Raw genomic sequence first — 14365 nt, 5'->3', positions numbered from 1 at the left:
CGTACTCCTCGTCAGGGGCGGGGGCGGGGCGTCGTACCGGACCGACACGGCCGGGAAAGCGGCAGGGAAAGCGGACGGGGACGGCGGACGGGGACGGCGGACGGGCCGCGGGGTCGGACCGCGGCCCGGGCCGGCGCCCGGACCGGGGGTCAGACCGAGGCGAGCTCGCCCTGGACCCGGCGGAGCTTCTTCATGGGGCCGAGCTCGGAGTCGTAGACGCGCTTGATGCCGTCGCCGAGGGCGGTCTCGATGGTGCGGATGTCGCGGACCAGGCGGGCGAGGCCGCCGGGCTCCACGGAGGCGGCCTGGTCGGAGCCCCACATGGCGCGGTCGAGGGTGATGTGGCGCTCGACGAAGGTGGCGCCGAGGGCGACGGCCGCGAGGGTGGTCTGCAGGCCGGTCTCGTGGCCGGAGTAGCCGATCGGGACGTTGGGGTACTCCTCCTGGAGGGTGTTGATCACCCGCAGGTTGAGCTCCTCAGCCTTGGCCGGGTAGGTCGAAGTGGCGTGGCAGAGAAGGATGTTGTCGCTGCCGAGCACCTCCACCGCGTGGCGGATCTGCTTCGGGGTGGACATGCCGGTGGAGAGGACGACGGTGCGGCCGGTGGCGCGCAGGGCGCGCAGCAGCTCGTCGTCGGTGAGGGAGGCGGAGGCCACCTTGTGGGCGGGGACGTCGAACTTCTCCAGGAAGGCGACGGCCTCGGTGTCCCACGGGGAGGCGAACCAGTCGATGCCCCGCTTGGCGCAGTGCTCGTCGATGGAGCGGTACTCGGCCTCGCCGAACTCCACGCGGTGGCGGTAGTCGATGTACGTCATCCGGCCCCAGGGGGTGTCGCGCTCGATGTCCCACTGGTCGCGCGGGGTGCAGATCTCCGGGGTGCGCTTCTGGAACTTCACCGCGTCGCAGCCCGCTTCGGCGGCGGCGTCGATGAGGGCGAACGCGTTGCCGAGGTCGCCGTTGTGGTTGATGCCGATCTCACCGACGACGTACACGGGGCGGCCGGGGCCGGCGGTGCGGGAGCCGAAGGTGCGCAGGCGCGAGTTGGGGGTGGCGACGGTCATGGCAGCTGAGGTCCTTCGTTCGGTGCGTGGGGGTGCTGAGGGGAGGTGAACAGGGGGGCGAGGAGGCGGGCGCGCGCGAGGTCGTGCGAGTCGTCGATCTCCAGGACCCGTGCGGGGTCGGTGGCGACGGGGAGGGTGCGCCCGAAGAAGCGGTGCCGCGCGCCGCGGAAGCCGGCGGCGTCCATGGCGTAGGCGGCGCCGGTCTCCAGCAGGTCCTGGGGGCGGTCCTGGCGGCGGGGGCGTACGGCCTGGTCGTGGTTGACGCCGGCCCCGGCGCCGTCGGCCGCCTCCCGCCACAGGAAGCCGTGGAACGGGGCGACGGTCAGGGCCGAGTCGGCCGCGCCGGTGGCGACGGCGGCGGCGACCGACTCGACGTCGGAGGAGGTCAGGAAGGGGCTGGTGCACTGGACGAGGAGGACGACGTCCACGGTGAGGGAGTGCAGTTCCTCGAAGGCGTCGAGCGCGTGCAGTACGGCGGCCTCGCTGCTCGCGGTGTCCCCGGAGATCGCCGCGGGGCGGCGGATCGCGTCGGCCCCGGCGGTGCGGGCGGCCTCGGCGATGGGGTCGGCGTCGGTGGAGACCACGACGTCGGTGACGGTGTCCGCGCCCCGGCAGGCCTGGACGGCCCGTACGACGAGCGGGACTCCGGCCACCTCGGCGAGGTTCTTCCCCGGGACTCCTTTGGAGCCGCCGCGGGCCGGGATCACGGCCAGTACGCGGGGGCGGGCGGCGGGACGGGCTGTGGCGTTCACGTCGGGGCTCACAGCTCCCCCATCCGGCGGATCATCGGGGCCACGCGCTGGACTCCGTGCCGGTACGCCCCGCGGGCGGCCTCGCGCAGGTGCGAGCGGAGCCAGCGGCGCAGCCGGGGCTCCCCGCCGCTCTCGCGGACGGCGCCGGGCAGCGGGGTCCCGTCGGGGGCGAGGTGGTGGCGGGCCAGGATGCCGGGCAGGTACCCGGGCGCGGTGACCTGTGTGTAGTAGGGGGCGACGGCGGGGAGCACCGGGCGGTCCAGCAGTTCGCCGAGCCGGGCCCGGGCGGCGGCGAAGGAGTCGCCGGCGTCGGCAGCGGTGTCCGCGGCGTGGGCGGCAGGCCCCTTGGCGCCGGTCACGCCCTGGTCGGCCAGCCACTTCGGGTCGCCCTGCGGCAGCAGGCCCGCGTCGAGCTGGTCCCAGGAGGCCAGGCAGCCCGAGCCGAGGAAGTGGTGGTTGCCGAGCACCTCGCGGATGCCGAGGTCGGTGAGGACCGCCGTCGGGATCCCGCGGTGCAAGGACTCCAGGGCGGCCGTGGAGGAGACGGTGACCAGCAGGTCCGTGCCGTCCAGGACCTCGCCCATGTTCCCGTACACCAGGCGGCAGTTGGCGGGCAGTCCGCCCGGGATCCGCTCGGCGAGCCGCTGGTACGGCTGCTCCTCCAGGTGCGTGGTGTGCTCCCCGGGCCGGCTGCGCAGCTTGATCAGCACCTCGCGCTCCGGGTGCAGCCGGGCGTGCCGGGCGGCCCGCTCCAGCAGGTACGCGCGGTCGGCGCGGCTCTCGGGGACGGAGGGCTGGACGGCGAAGACCACGGTGTGCGCGCCGGCGCCGGCCTTCTCGTACGCCGTTCCGTCCAGGAACGGCAGTGCCGTCTCCGTGACGGCTCCGGCGTCCGCGCCGACGCCCTCGTACACGGCGCGGAAGCGTCCGGCGTCGTACCGGGAGTTGGCGAGGACGAGGTCGGCCCCGTGGCGCAGCAGCAGCCCGTCGGCGAGCTTCTCGTATACGACGCCCACGTACCCGGTGACGAGCACGGGGCGGTCGGCCGGCTCGGGCCACAGCGCGCGGACCCCGTGCAGGACGGCCTGGACGGCCCCGCCGACGAGGGCGAGGACGACGACGTCGTACTTCTCGCGCTCGATCTCCGCGAGGAACCGGACGCAGGTCACCTCGGAGAGCCGGTCCGCCTGGACGCCCACTTCGCCGAGCTGGCGCGCGGTCGGGGTGGCCCGGCCGCGGAGCAGGAATCCGGTGAGGTGCGGCTGCGCCGCCAGGCGGCGGGCGGTGAGTGCGCCCCATTTCCATCGCGTATCGGAATCGGCGAGTACGGCGACGCGGAGGGGAGTCCGAGGATGACTGCGGGATGCTGCGCGATTACTGGCTGGCACCCGGCAGAAGCTATTCCGCAATTTCGGTGATCGGCCCAACGAATGCACAACAGCGGGTTAACAACCCGTCTACGTCATGCGAAACCGCACCGGTTAACGCGCCCGCCCCGCTTCGTTCACATGGAATCCGCGTACGGGCCATGGTGAATGCCGGCCAACGCCTTAATGTCTCGCGGGTGCTCAAGCTCTCTGTTGTCGTGCCGTTCTACAACGTGCAGACATACGCACCGGATGCCCTGAAAAGCCTCGAACTGAACGCCCGGGACGATTTCGAGTTCCTGCTCGTCGACGACTGCTCGACGGACGGCACGCCCGAACTCCTGGAGCGGGCGGCGCGCGAGCTGCCGGGGGCGGTGCTCCTCAGACACGAACGGAACGGCGGCCTGGCCACCGCCCGGAACACCGGCCTGGACGCGGTCCGCGGCGAATACGTCACGTTCCTGGACGGCGACGACTGGCTGGCGCCCGGCCACCTGGCCCGCACCTTGGCCGTCATAGAGGCTCTGAGCTGCGATTTCGTCCGCAACGACCATGTCCAGGTGACCGGCCGTACCCGCACCGTGCAGCGGGTCCCGTACGGTCCGCAGCTGGTCGTCGGCGATCCGCGCGCCGGAATCCTGCCCTCCTCCCGGGCCACCTCGGTCGACTACCCGTACGCCTGGGCCGGCATGTACCACCGGCGGCTGCTGGACCGCGGACTGCTGCACTTCACCGACGGGCTGCGGACGGCGGAGGACCGGCCGTGGATCTGGCGCCTGCACCGGGGGGCGGAGTCGTTCGCGGCGGTCGGGCTGCCGGGGATCTTCTACCGGCGCGGGGTCGCGACCTCGCTCACGCAGATCAAGGACGAGCGCCAGCTCGATTTCATCAAGGCTTTCGACCAGGTCCTGGCCGATACGGCCGAAGACCGGGAAAGTGATCTTCTGCTTCCAAAAGCCGTCCGAACATATTGTGCAATTATCGCGCACCATATCGGGTCCATCGAAAGGTACGAACCGGCCGTGGCCAAGAAACTCCGTTCGATGAGCACGGCCGCACTCGGACGCATGCCCCAGGACGTACTGGACCAGGCCCTGAACGCGATGGACGCCGACCGCGCCGGAGTGCTGCGCCGCCTGCGCCGCCGACCCGCACGAGCGGGAGCCGCACTCTGATGGCCACGCAGCACATCCCGGCGGCGCCCCGGAACACCGTCGCCGCCGTCCCCTGCACGCAGATCTTCCTGGCCTCCACCCTCTACGGGATGGCCACGCTCGCCGCCGGCATCGACGCGGGCAGCTTCCCGCCGGCCGGCCGCCGCATCCTGCTCACCAGCAACCACGCCCTCACCGCCGAGGTCTCCCCCGGCCTCGCCGACATGCCGGGCTTCGCCGCGCTGAGCACCCGCTTCGACGAGGTGCTCGACTGGAACGCCGCCATCGCCCCGCAGCACCCGAGCGCCTGGGCCCCGCGCGCCGAGGACGTCCCGCTGTGGGAGCGCCAGCTCCGGGCGGTCTGGGGACTGGGCGAGGACCGCGTCGAGATCATCGTGGAGTCGATCCAGGTCCCGCCCGCCCGGACCCTGTGCACGCTGTTCCCCGGCGCCGCCGTCGACGTCTACGCCGACGGGCTGATGAGCTACGGGCCCACCCGCTTCCGCCTCGACCCGCAGCTCGGCATGCGCGTGCGCCGCGTCCTGCACCTGGACCTGGTGCCGGGTCTGGAACCGCTGCTGCTCACCGAGTTCGGCGTACGGCCGGAGCTGGTCCCGACCCCCGAGTTCCTGAAGGTGCTCGCCGAGCTCCCCTCGTACGGGCCCGAGCTGGACGGGGTCGGCGAGGCCCCCGCGCTGCTGCTCGGCCAGTACCTCTCCGCGCTCGAACTCCTCTCCCCGCAGGAAGAGGAGGAGCTCCACGTGGAGATGGTCCGGGGCGCGTACGCCCTCGGCCACCGCGAGCTGGTCTTCAAACCGCACCCCAGTGCCCCCGCCGCGTACTCGCGCCGCGCCGAGGCCGAGGCCGAGCGGCTCGGCGCCCGGCTCACCGTCATGGCCACCCCGGTCCTGGCCGAAACCCTCTACCAGCGGCTGCGCCCCGCCCTGGTCGTCGGCTGCTTCTCCACCGGGCTGCTGACCGCCGCCACCCTCTACGGGCTGCCCGTGGCGCGCACCGGGACCGAGGCCATACTGGCCCGCCTCACCCCGTACCAGAACAGCAACCGGATCCCGCTGACGGTGGTGGATGCGCTGCTGCCGGCCCTCGCGGACGCCGGGGCCGTCGCCGGCTGGACCGCGCCCGGCCCCGAGGAGAACGCGGACCGGCTGACCGGTCTTCTCACCGCCGTCGGGTTCACCATGCAGCCCCAGATCCTGGCCGCCCGCCGGGCCGAGGCCGAGCGTTATCTCGCCGCGCATCTGGACGACCGGACCTGGCGCTACTTCAAGCGCCGCCGGCTGACCACCCTCGGACTGCCCGGCGGCATCCCGGCCCAGCTGTCCTTCCTGCCGCACAGCCCGGCCGTCCGCCGCGTGGTCCGCCGGCTGAAGCGGCTGCGCGCGGCCCGCCCGCGGTGACGGCGACCGCCGACGCGGCCGCGGTTCCCGCCCCTCGGGTCCGGGAGCGGGCCGCGGGGGCGGGGGCAGGGACGGAGGCAGGGACGGAAGCAGGGGCGGCCGGGCGGCTGCGGGCGCTCGACGGGTTACGGCTGCTCGCCGCCCTGATGGTCGCCGGGTACCACTACGGCGGCCGCGGCGGGCAGATCGCCGACGCCTGGGGCGCCTCGCCGCGGCAGCTGTTCCCCGCCGCCGCGCCCTGGCTGGCGTACGGCTGCCTCGGGGTGCAGATCTTCTTCGTGATCAGCGGCTTCGTGATCTGCCTGAGCGCCCAGGGGCGTTCGGTACGCGCCTTCGCCGCCTCGCGCGCGGCCCGGCTGTACCCCGCGTACTGGGTGGCACTGGTCCTGGTCGCGGTGGCCGCCCGGGCCGTGCCGCCGTCGGACTTCCTGGTCAACCTGACGATGCTCCAGCAGCCGCTGGGGGCCGAGCGGGTCCTCGGGGTGTGCTGGACGCTCTGGGCGGAGCTGCGGTTCTATGTGCTCTTCGCGCTCTGCGTCGTCCTGCCGGGCGGGGGCCGCCGCCGGACCCTGCTGTTCTGCGCCGGCTGGATGCTGGCGGCGGTCCTCGCGGACGCGGCCGACCCGGGCGGGAAGGGGTTCCTCGCCCAGGCGCTGATGCCGCAGTACGCGCCGTTCTTCATCGGCGGCATCGGCCTCTACCTGGTGCACCGCGATCCGCGGGACCGGCCGGCCTGGGCGGTGGCCCTGGCCGGCTGGCTGCTCGGGCAGCACTGCGCGGTGGCGGGGCTGTGGCACGCGCCGGACCCGCGGTTCTTCTCGTACCGCAGTGCGGTGGTGATCATCGCGGTGGTCACGGCCGGGTTCGCTGCGGTGGCCCTGGTGGCGCTCGGCCGGCTCGGCGGGCGGGCCGGTGGGCGGGCCGGGTGGCCCGAGGGGCGGTGGCTGACCCTGGCCGGGGCGCTCACGTACCCCTTCTACCTGGTCCACGAGCACCTGGGCTGGGTGGTCATCGCCGCCCTGCACCGCCGGGCGGGGCTGCCGCCCGCAGCGGTGTTCGCGCTGACGGTGGCGGCCATACTGGCGCTGGCCTGGGCGGTCCACCGCGGGGTGGAACGCCCGCTGGGCCCGCGCCTGCGCCGGGCTCTCGGCTGACCGGGCGTCCGGCCGCCCGGCCAACGGCTAGCTGACGGCCAGCTTGGCGGCGAAGCCGAGGAAGAGCACGCCCGCCGCCGAGGTGGCCCCTGCCGAGAGCCGCCTGCGGCGGCGGAAGGCGGCGGACAGCCGGGTCCCGCCGAAGATCAGCAGGGTCAGGTACAGGAAGCTGCCGAGCTGGAGCAGCGCGCCCAGCACCAGGAACGAGAGCGCCGGGTAGGCGTACGAGGGATCCACGAACTGCACGAAGAAGGAGACGAGGAACAGGATCGCCTTGGGGTTGAACAGGCTGATCAGCAGCGCCCGACGGTACGGCCGCTCCCCCTCGGCGACCTCCCCCGGAGCCGGTGCCTCGGCCAGCTCGTCCCGCTCGGCCCGCGAGCGCCACAGCGCCCACGCCCCGCGCATCATCCCGACGGCGAGCCAGGTCAGGTACCCGGCGCCGAGCAGCTTGACGATGCCGAAGGCCACCGGACTGGCCTGGAGCAGCGCCCCGGCCCCGGCGGCGGCGAGCACCATCAGCACGGCATCGCCGGTGAACACCCCGGCGGCGGCCTTGTACCCGGTCCGCACCCCGCGGCGCGCCGCGACGGAGAGCACGTACAGCGAGTTCGGCCCCGGCAGCAAAATGATCAATATGAGCCCGACGAGATAGGTCGGCAGATCGGTGACACCCAGCATGGGCAGGAGTGTCCCATGAGGACGCACCTGTCGTCGCTCGCATTTCACCATGTGGAATCGGCCGGCTGGTACGTCCCCCACACCTCCCGCAGTGCGTTGCAGACCTCGCCCACCGTGGCGCGGGCGCGCAGGGCCTCCTTCATGGGGTAGAGCACGTTCGCCGTGCCCGCCGCCGCCTCGCGCAGGGTGCTCAGCGCCGCCGCCACCGCCTCGCCGTCGCGCTCCGCGCGCAGGGCCGCCAGCGCCTGCCGCTGCCGGTTCTCGATCTCCGGGTCGACGCGCAGCGGCTCGTACCGCTCCTCCTGCTCCAGGGTGAAGCGGTTGACCCCGACCACCACGCGCTCGCCGCCGTCCGTCTCCCGCGCGATGCGGTACGCGTTCCGCTCGATCTCCCCCTTCTGGAAGCCGGCCTCGATCGCGGACACCGCCCCGCCCAGGTCCTCGACCCGCCGCATCAGCGCGAGCGCCGCCTCCTCGACCTCGTCCGTCATCCGCTCCACCGCGTACGAGCCGGCGAAGGGGTCGACGGTGTGCGGCACGTCCGTCTCGTACGCGAGCACCTGCTGGGTGCGCAGCGCGAGGCGCGCCGATTTCTCCGTCGGCAGGGCGATCGCCTCGTCGAAGGAGTTGGTGTGCAGCGACTGGGTGCCGCCCAGCACCGCCGCCAGGGCCTGCACGGCCACCCGTACGAGGTTCAGCTCGGGCTGCTGCGCCGTCAGCTGCACCCCTGCCGTCTGGGTGTGGAAGCGCAGCATCAGCGACTTCGGGTTCCGGGCCCCGAACTCCTCGCGCATGACCCGGGCCCAGATCCGGCGCGCGGCCCGGAACTTCGCGACCTCCTCCAGCAGCGTGGTGCGGGCGACGAAGAAGAAGGAGAGGCGCGGGGCGAACTCGTCGACCTCCATCCCGGCGGCCAGCGCGGTGCGTACGTACGCGATCCCGTCCGCCAGCGTGAAGGCGATCTCCTGGGCGGGCGAGGCCCCGGCCTCGGCCATGTGGTAGCCGGAGATGGAGATGGTGTTCCAGCGGGGGATCTCGGCCTTGCAGTACCTGAAGGTGTCGGCGGTCAGCCGGAGCGAGGGCTCGGGCGGGAAGATGTACGTGCCCCGCGCGATGTACTCCTTGAGCACGTCGTTCTGCACGGTTCCGGTCAGCTGCGCGCCCGCGATCCCGTGCTCCTCGGCGACGAGCTGGTACATGAGGAGCAGCAGCGCCGCCGGGGCGTTGATCGTCATGGACGTGGAGACCCGGTCGAGCGGGATCCCGTCGAAGAGCACCCGCATGTCGTCGACGGAGTCGACGGCGACGCCGACCTTGCCGACCTCCCCGTGCGCGAGGGGCGCGTCGGAGTCGTGCCCCATCTGCGTCGGGAGGTCGAAGGCGACCGACAGTCCGGTGCCGCCGCCGGCGATGAGCTGCCGGTACCGGGCGTTGGACTCGGCCGCAGTCCCGAAGCCGGCGTACTGCCGCATGGTCCACGGCTTGCCGGTGTACATGGTCGGGTAGACACCCCGCGTGTATGGATACGCCCCTGGTTCACCCAGTTTGACCCCGGGATCCCACCCCGTCAGATCCCCCGGCCCATACACAGGTTCGATCGGAATCCCGCTCTCGGTACTGGCCATGTGACCAAACCCTCCATGGAGCAAATGGGCTCGGGGCTGATACAACTCCCCGCGGCGGCTCCGGCTGTCGTCTGACGGCCGCTGGTCACAATGGCGCAACATCCCTGGATCGTCTGCAACTGTCCACGCCCGTCAGGCATCACCTACATACACGACGTAGAAAACGGGGGACTGCAATGCTTCGCCAGAGAGTCATAATCCGCACGCTCGGGGTGGCCACCGCCGTCGCGCTCGCCGCGACCGCCTGCGGTCCCCAGAAGACGGAGCCGGCCGGCTCCGCTTCGAAGGTTCCGTCCGCGTCCGCGGCGGGTTCCACCCCCGAGAGTTCCCCGTCGACGGACAACAAGCCCGCCGACCCCTCCCCCTCGCCCTCGGCGTCCGACTCCCCGTCGGCCTCGCCGTCCGCGTCCCCCTCGCCGACCGTCAAGGCCATCATGGCGAACGGCGACGAGAGCGAGCAGGTGCGCGAGCTCCAGGCCCGCCTGAAGCAGCTCAAGTACATGACCGTCGCACCGACCGGCTTCTACGGCTCGAAGACGACCGCCGCGGTCAAGTCCTTCCAGTCGAAGAACGGCCTGACGGCCTCGGGCGCGGTCGACGACGCCACCTGGAAGAAGATCCAGAGCGTCAGCAAGAAGCCCACCGCCGACGAGCTGCGCCCGCCGACCGTCAACGAGGTCGACGCGCCGGACCCGCGCTGCATGACGGGCCGCGTCATGTGCATCAGCAAGGAGAGCCGCACGCTCGCCTGGATGATCGACGGCAAGGTCGTCTCCACGATGGACGTCCGCTTCGGCTCCGAGAACACCCCGACCCGCGAGGGCCAGTTCAAGGTGGAGTGGAAGGCCAAGGACTGGACGTCGACGATTTACCACACGCCGATGCCGTACTCGATGTTCTTCAGCCAGGGCCAGGCGGTGCACTACTCCGCCGACTTCGCGGCCCGCGGCTATGCCGGCGCCTCGCACGGCTGCGTGAACGTCCGGGACAAGGGCAAGCTCGCGTCGCTGTTCGAGCAGGTGCAGGTCGGCGACAAGGTCGTCGTCTACTGGTGATCCCCGCCTGCCGGGCGGTGCCGGTGATCCCGGCGACTCCGGCGATCCGGTCGGTGAAGTAGAGGGCGCGGGCAGGGCCGGGGGAACGAACCCCGCCCGCGCCAGGTGCGCAGAGCCCAGGGGTACGGGGGGAACCCCGGCTCATGCGCGGCCGATGACCAGTCGGCTCGATATGTACTGCGCCGCAGGTTCGAAAAGTGTTACAGCCCGTTCATGCCGACCGTCGCAACCTGCACGGTGAGCCCGTACGGGCCGCCCGAAGACCACCCGAAGGATGGCCGGAAACAGCCGTCAGACCTTCTGACTTTCAGACGTTCAGACATTCAGACGTTCAGCGCGACGGCAGGCGGGCGGGCGCGGACATGCCCGGGCTGGCCGGGGTGAGCGTCGGCGCCTTGAGTACGTCGCCCCCGGTGTCCGAACCGCGCGGAACGGTCGGGGTCGTGCCCCTGGCCGGCCCGTCGAGCAGTTCCTCGCAGAAGCGCGGGATGCGGGAAAGACCCCTCGCCAGCTTCGAGAGCTTGTCGCGGCGGTCCGAGTTCATCTCCCCCGACCGGTAGGCCTCGCACAGGTCCACCGCCTTGAGGCGGGTCTGCCCGTCCGGGTCCTTCAGCGAGGTGGTCCCGCCCGCGAGGGCGTCCTTGCCGCCCCTCGTGCTCTCCCCGTCCCTGCCGTCCTTGTCGGCGCCGCCGGACGCCGCGTCGGGGCCGGTTCCCGTTCCGGTGCCGAATCCCTGCACCGCGCCCGAGTCCTGGCCGCCGGACGTCGGCCCGCCGCCCGGGGTGGGCTGCACGCCGTCGGCGCCCCGGAACGGGGTGGGCCGCAGCTGCGGGCCGGGGGTCGGGCCCCCGGTGTCGCCGGGCGGCGTCGGGTTCTCGTCGGCGCTGAGGGACACCGCCGGTACGGGACCCGCCGAGTCGTGCGTGCTCCGGTCCAGCAGGCCGGCCCCCGCGGCGACCGCCAGGCCTCCTACGGCGACACCCGCCAGGGCGGCGACGAGCCCGAACCGCACCGGGCGGCTGCGCCGCGCCGCCGACACGGGGGCGGCGAGGGGGAGGACCCTGGCGAGTTCCACGAGGGGGGAGGTGTCGCCGCCGGCCGGCGCGGACATCCCGGACAGCGCAGGTGCCGCGGACAACGCCGGAGCCCCGGACACTCCCGGAGCCCCGGCCCCGGCGCGCGCCGCGCGGAAGGCGGCCACCGCGGCGGCCTCGCCGGGCAGTTCCACCCCGGCGCACGGCTGCGGCCCGGCCAGCATGTCGAGGGCGGCTCTGAGCCGGGCCTCCGCTTCGCCGGCGCTCGGGTCGCCGCCAGGTACGGCCGGGCCGCCGCGCAGCACTCGTTCCGCCGCGGCCCGGTCCAGCCACCTGTTGCGCTCGTCGGCCATCACATGTCCTTCTGCGTCCGCCAACGTGAATGCGTCACACCGGTTTGCTGTACGAGACCACCGCCCCGGCCGCGCTGAGCGGGTACGGCGTCGAGATCCCTCCCGCCCCCGCCGTCCCGCGCCTGGCCACCGGCATTATGGCCGACCGGGCCCGCGGTATCGGAGCCGGGATCCGGCTCCGGCGCGAAGCCGCCCTCCGCGTGGAGCAGCTCGGCCAGTTTCTTCAGGCCCCGATGGGCCGCGGTGCGTACGGCGCCGGGCCGCTTGCCCAGGGTCTCGGCCGCGCTCTTCGCGTCGAGGCCGACGACGACCCGGAGCACCACGGCCTCGGCCTGGTCCTGCGGCAACTGGGCGATCAGTGCCATGGTCCGGCCGGTCGACAGGGCCTCCATCGCCTCGCCGGCGGTGTCGCTGTCGGCGGCGCGGCCCGTCAGCTCGGTCTCGTCGCCGCCGATGGCGGGACGGCGTCCGCGCATGCGGATGTGATCGAGCGCACGGTTGCGGCCGATGCGGGCGGCCCAGCCGCGGAAGCGGTCGGCGTCGCCTGTGAAGGAGTCCAGGTCGCGGGCGATCTGCAGCCATGCCTCCGAGGTCACGTCTTCCGCGTCGGCGTCGCCGACGAGCGTGCGTATGTAACCGAGCAGGCGCGGGTGCACGGCGCGGTACACAGTACGGAAAGCGCTCTCGTCGCCGCCCTGTGCCGCGAGCACCGCGGCGGTCAGCTCCGCGTCGTCCCCCAGCAAAGTCCCCAACCGTTTCACTGTCCTGTACCTGTGGCGCAAATCAGCACGTTACGGCTTTCAAGTACCTTCGTCCACGAGTTGTACGGGGAGCAACCAAGCGTGCGCGAAGCGGGGTGTGACACAAAACGCACTCGCGGCGCTGACAGGGGTACGGGCTTGTCGCACGAGCCCGTACGGACGGCGACCGGGGCCTCTCCTGTGGGGGGTGGCGGCCTCGGTCGTCTTCCTCACCCCCCCACCAGGCTGTTTCCGCGCCACGCCCGTCATCCTTTCGGCTCACTTCCGGGTGAAAACCCCGGATCGGTACGACACACCCGGCCCGGCCTCGCTAGCGTGGCGGTACACCCGCGCCACGCCCCGAGGAGCCCCCCGCTGTCCAGCCACCTTCCGGCACAGGCCCGCGGCAGCTCCGACCCCTCCCCCGGCTCCGGACTGGCGCGGTTCAACGCCCTCTCCCCCGAAGCCGCCGAGGCCGTGCTGCTGCACTGCTGCGGGAGCCGGCGCTGGGCGCAGCGGGTGGCCGTGCACCGCCCGTACCCGGATCCGGGCGCGCTACTCGCCGCCGCCGACGAGGCCTCGTACGACCTCTCCCAGGCGGACCTGAGCGAGGCGCTGGCCTCGGAGTTCCCGGTGGAGCTGGACCACGGGGCCCCCTACGCCGCACTGCTGGCGCTCGACGCCGCGCACGCCGAGTACGAGCGCAAGTTCGGCCACGCCTTCGTCATCTGCCTGGACGGGCACCCGCCGGATGAGCAGGCGGACCAGCTGCTGGCCGCGATCCGGCGCCGCATGGAGTTGGAGGCGGACGAGGAGCGGTCGATCTCGGCGGACGAGCTGCGCCGACTCGCCCAGGTGCGGCTCGCCGACCTGACACATTGGCTGACCTCCCCAGACGGTGTATCAGCTGCGAATTCCGGGCTATTCGCCCCTGTGGGATAGTCCGTCCGTGCCTGTTTGATCACACCGATGGACCCGGCGCGAGGGAACCGACAAAGCGTCGCTACGATGTCCGGGGCCGGAGGACCGTACCCGGCCGGGCCCGACCGACAAAGAAGCCGGCTGGCCCCCGCCCCGCTTCCGGAGGGTTTTCCGTGCCGGCTGGAACGTTGTACCGCGGCCGGGAAGGAATGTGGTCCTGGGTGGCTCATCGAGTCACCGGCGTCCTCATCTTCTTCTTCCTGTTCGTACACGTCCTCGACACCGCTCTCGTCCGCGTCTCCCCCGAGGCGTACGACGATGTCGTGGCTACCTACAAGACTCCGATCGTCGCGCTGCTGGAGTACGGCCTCGTGGCCGCCATCCTCTTCCACGCGCTCAACGGTCTCCGTGTGATCGCCGTGGACTTCTGGTCCAAGGGTCCCCGTCTCCAGAAGCAGATGCTCTGGGGCGTCATGATCATCTGGATCATCCTGATGATCGGGGCCCTGTACCCCGTCCTGGGCCACGCAGCTGCCGAACTGTTCGGGAAGTGACACTCATGTCTTCTGACACTTCTTCCGCCCAGGCCATCGGCGACGTGGAGGGCGTAAGCCTCTACGACGTCGACAACCCGGCGCCGTACATCGAGGCCCCGCGCAAGCGCACGGGCAAGACGCCGCGCTCGACCCGCGGCAACTTCGAGATGGCCGCCTGGCTGTTCATGCGCCTCTCGGGCATCGTCCTCGTCGTGCTCGTGCTCGGCCACCTGCTCATCCAGCTGGTGCTGGACGGCGGCGTCTCCAAGATCGGCTTCGCCTTCGTGGCCGGCCGCTGGGCGTCCCCGTTCTGGCAGGTCTGGGACCTGCTGATGCTGTGGCTCGCCATGCTGCACGGCGCCAACGGTCTGCGTACCGTCATCAACGACTACGCGGAGCGCGCCAACACGCGGCTGTGGCTGAAGGGCCTGCTCTACACCGCCACGGTGTTCACCATCCTTCTGGGCACGCTGGTGATCTTCACCTTCGACCCGAACATCCGCTAGGCAACGGG

At 72.2% G+C, this 14365-nt stretch carries 13 protein-coding genes and 1 pseudogene; 7 read left to right on the top strand and 7 right to left on the bottom strand.

Annotation, left to right across the window (positions count from 1 at the left end; genetic code table 11):
• Positions 1-149: 149 nt before the first annotated feature.
• From IF02_RS0108485 to IF02_RS34260, 3 genes and pseudogenes are all read right to left on the bottom strand, one after another.
• A complete protein-coding gene (locus IF02_RS0108485) occupies positions 150-1061 on the bottom strand; it encodes an N-acetylneuraminate synthase family protein (RefSeq protein WP_030154928.1) in 912 nt (303 codons plus the stop codon).
• 47 nt (positions 1062-1108) lie between these two features.
• Positions 1109-1813, bottom strand: a pseudogene (locus IF02_RS34265) (cytidylyltransferase domain-containing protein); the annotation flags it as partial.
• Between the two features lie 8 nt (positions 1814-1821).
• The gene (locus IF02_RS34260; protein WP_106977245.1) at positions 1822-3201 is read right to left on the bottom strand and encodes a DUF6716 putative glycosyltransferase; all 1380 of its coding nucleotides are present in this window, start codon (positions 3199-3201) and stop codon (positions 1822-1824) included.
• Positions 3202-3377: 176 nt separating this feature from the next.
• Here IF02_RS34260 and IF02_RS0108470 point away from each other — a divergent pair, with 176 nt between their 5' ends.
• The 3 genes from IF02_RS0108470 to IF02_RS0108460 are packed head-to-tail and all read left to right on the top strand — an operon-like array spanning position 3378 to position 6906.
• On the top strand, positions 3378-4355 hold the full coding sequence (locus IF02_RS0108470; protein ID WP_030154922.1) for a glycosyltransferase family 2 protein: 978 nt from the start codon (positions 3378-3380) through the stop codon (positions 4353-4355).
• Complete coding sequence (locus IF02_RS0108465) at positions 4355-5752, top strand: polysialyltransferase family glycosyltransferase (protein WP_051695990.1); 1398 nt, start codon at positions 4355-4357, stop codon at positions 5750-5752. Before IF02_RS0108470 ends, IF02_RS0108465 begins: the two co-directional genes overlap by 1 nt.
• Positions 5749-6906: an acyltransferase family protein gene (locus tag IF02_RS0108460; RefSeq protein ID WP_030154919.1), complete on the top strand. Its 1158-nt coding sequence runs from the start codon at positions 5749-5751 to the stop codon at positions 6904-6906. Before IF02_RS0108465 ends, IF02_RS0108460 begins: the two co-directional genes overlap by 4 nt.
• 27 nt (positions 6907-6933) lie before the next feature.
• Here the strand turns inward: IF02_RS0108460 and leuE are convergent, their stop codons facing one another.
• Together leuE and IF02_RS0108450 are read right to left on the bottom strand one after the other, a co-directional pair.
• A complete protein-coding gene (leuE, locus tag IF02_RS0108455; RefSeq protein ID WP_030154917.1) occupies positions 6934-7587 on the bottom strand; it encodes a leucine efflux protein LeuE in 654 nt (217 codons plus the stop codon).
• A 44-nt stretch (positions 7588-7631) separates the two neighbouring features.
• Positions 7632-9212, bottom strand: a complete 1581-nt coding sequence (locus tag IF02_RS0108450) for an acyl-CoA mutase large subunit family protein (protein ID WP_030154915.1) — start codon at positions 9210-9212, stop codon at positions 7632-7634.
• Between the two features lie 176 nt (positions 9213-9388).
• Here IF02_RS0108450 and IF02_RS0108445 point away from each other — a divergent pair, with 176 nt between their 5' ends.
• A complete protein-coding gene (locus tag IF02_RS0108445; RefSeq protein WP_051695989.1) occupies positions 9389-10267 on the top strand; it encodes a L,D-transpeptidase family protein in 879 nt (292 codons plus the stop codon).
• Between the two features lie 331 nt (positions 10268-10598).
• On the opposite strand, the gene IF02_RS0108440 is transcribed toward IF02_RS0108445, so the two are convergent.
• Complete coding sequence (locus tag IF02_RS0108440; RefSeq protein WP_030154911.1) at positions 10599-11654, bottom strand: hypothetical protein; 1056 nt, start codon at positions 11652-11654, stop codon at positions 10599-10601.
• A complete protein-coding gene (locus tag IF02_RS0108435) occupies positions 11654-12397 on the bottom strand; it encodes an RNA polymerase sigma factor (protein WP_030154909.1) in 744 nt (247 codons plus the stop codon). The genes IF02_RS0108440 and IF02_RS0108435 overlap by 1 nt, the downstream gene beginning before the upstream one ends.
• A gap of 333 nt (positions 12398-12730) precedes the next feature.
• On the opposite strand from IF02_RS0108435, the gene IF02_RS0108430 reads away from it, so the two are divergent.
• The 3 genes from IF02_RS0108430 to IF02_RS0108420 all read left to right on the top strand — a co-directional run bounded on the left by IF02_RS0108430 (position 12731) and on the right by IF02_RS0108420 (position 14357).
• Positions 12731-13336, top strand: a complete 606-nt coding sequence (locus IF02_RS0108430) for a 2-oxo-4-hydroxy-4-carboxy-5-ureidoimidazoline decarboxylase (protein WP_234318130.1) — start codon at positions 12731-12733, stop codon at positions 13334-13336.
• 152 nt (positions 13337-13488) lie between these two features.
• Entirely contained in the window at positions 13489-13869 is a 381-nt protein-coding gene (sdhC, locus tag IF02_RS0108425) for a succinate dehydrogenase, cytochrome b556 subunit (RefSeq protein WP_078621959.1), read from the top strand.
• 5 nt (positions 13870-13874) lie between these two features.
• Positions 13875-14357, top strand: coding sequence for a succinate dehydrogenase hydrophobic membrane anchor subunit (locus IF02_RS0108420; protein WP_030154905.1), 483 nt, complete (start codon positions 13875-13877; stop codon positions 14355-14357).
• The last annotated feature ends 8 nt before the right edge of the window (positions 14358-14365 follow it).

The organism is Streptomyces sp. NRRL S-244, assembly GCF_000717915.1.
Lineage (GTDB): Bacteria > Actinomycetota > Actinomycetes > Streptomycetales > Streptomycetaceae > Streptomyces.
Note: the sequence above shows the minus strand (reverse complement) of the source record. Positions and strands in the feature narration are given on the sequence as shown.

What these genes read in the sequence shown, in the direction of transcription:
- IF02_RS0108485 (WP_030154928.1), bottom strand. Translation starts at nt 1,061, where the DNA reads ATGACCGTCGCCACCCCCAACTCGCGCCTGCGCACCTTCGGCTCCCGC.
- IF02_RS0108465 (WP_051695990.1), top strand. Translation starts at nt 4,355, where the DNA reads ATGGCCACGCAGCACATCCCGGCGGCGCCCCGGAACACCGTCGCCGCC.
- leuE (WP_030154917.1), bottom strand. Translation starts at nt 7,587, where the DNA reads ATGCTGGGTGTCACCGATCTGCCGACCTATCTCGTCGGGCTCATATTG.
- IF02_RS0108450 (WP_030154915.1), bottom strand. Translation starts at nt 9,212, where the DNA reads ATGGCCAGTACCGAGAGCGGGATTCCGATCGAACCTGTGTATGGGCCG.
- IF02_RS0108445 (WP_051695989.1), top strand. Translation starts at nt 9,389, where the DNA reads ATGCTTCGCCAGAGAGTCATAATCCGCACGCTCGGGGTGGCCACCGCC.
- IF02_RS0108440 (WP_030154911.1), bottom strand. Translation starts at nt 11,654, where the DNA reads ATGGCCGACGAGCGCAACAGGTGGCTGGACCGGGCCGCGGCGGAACGA.
- IF02_RS0108420 (WP_030154905.1), top strand. Translation starts at nt 13,875, where the DNA reads ATGTCTTCTGACACTTCTTCCGCCCAGGCCATCGGCGACGTGGAGGGC.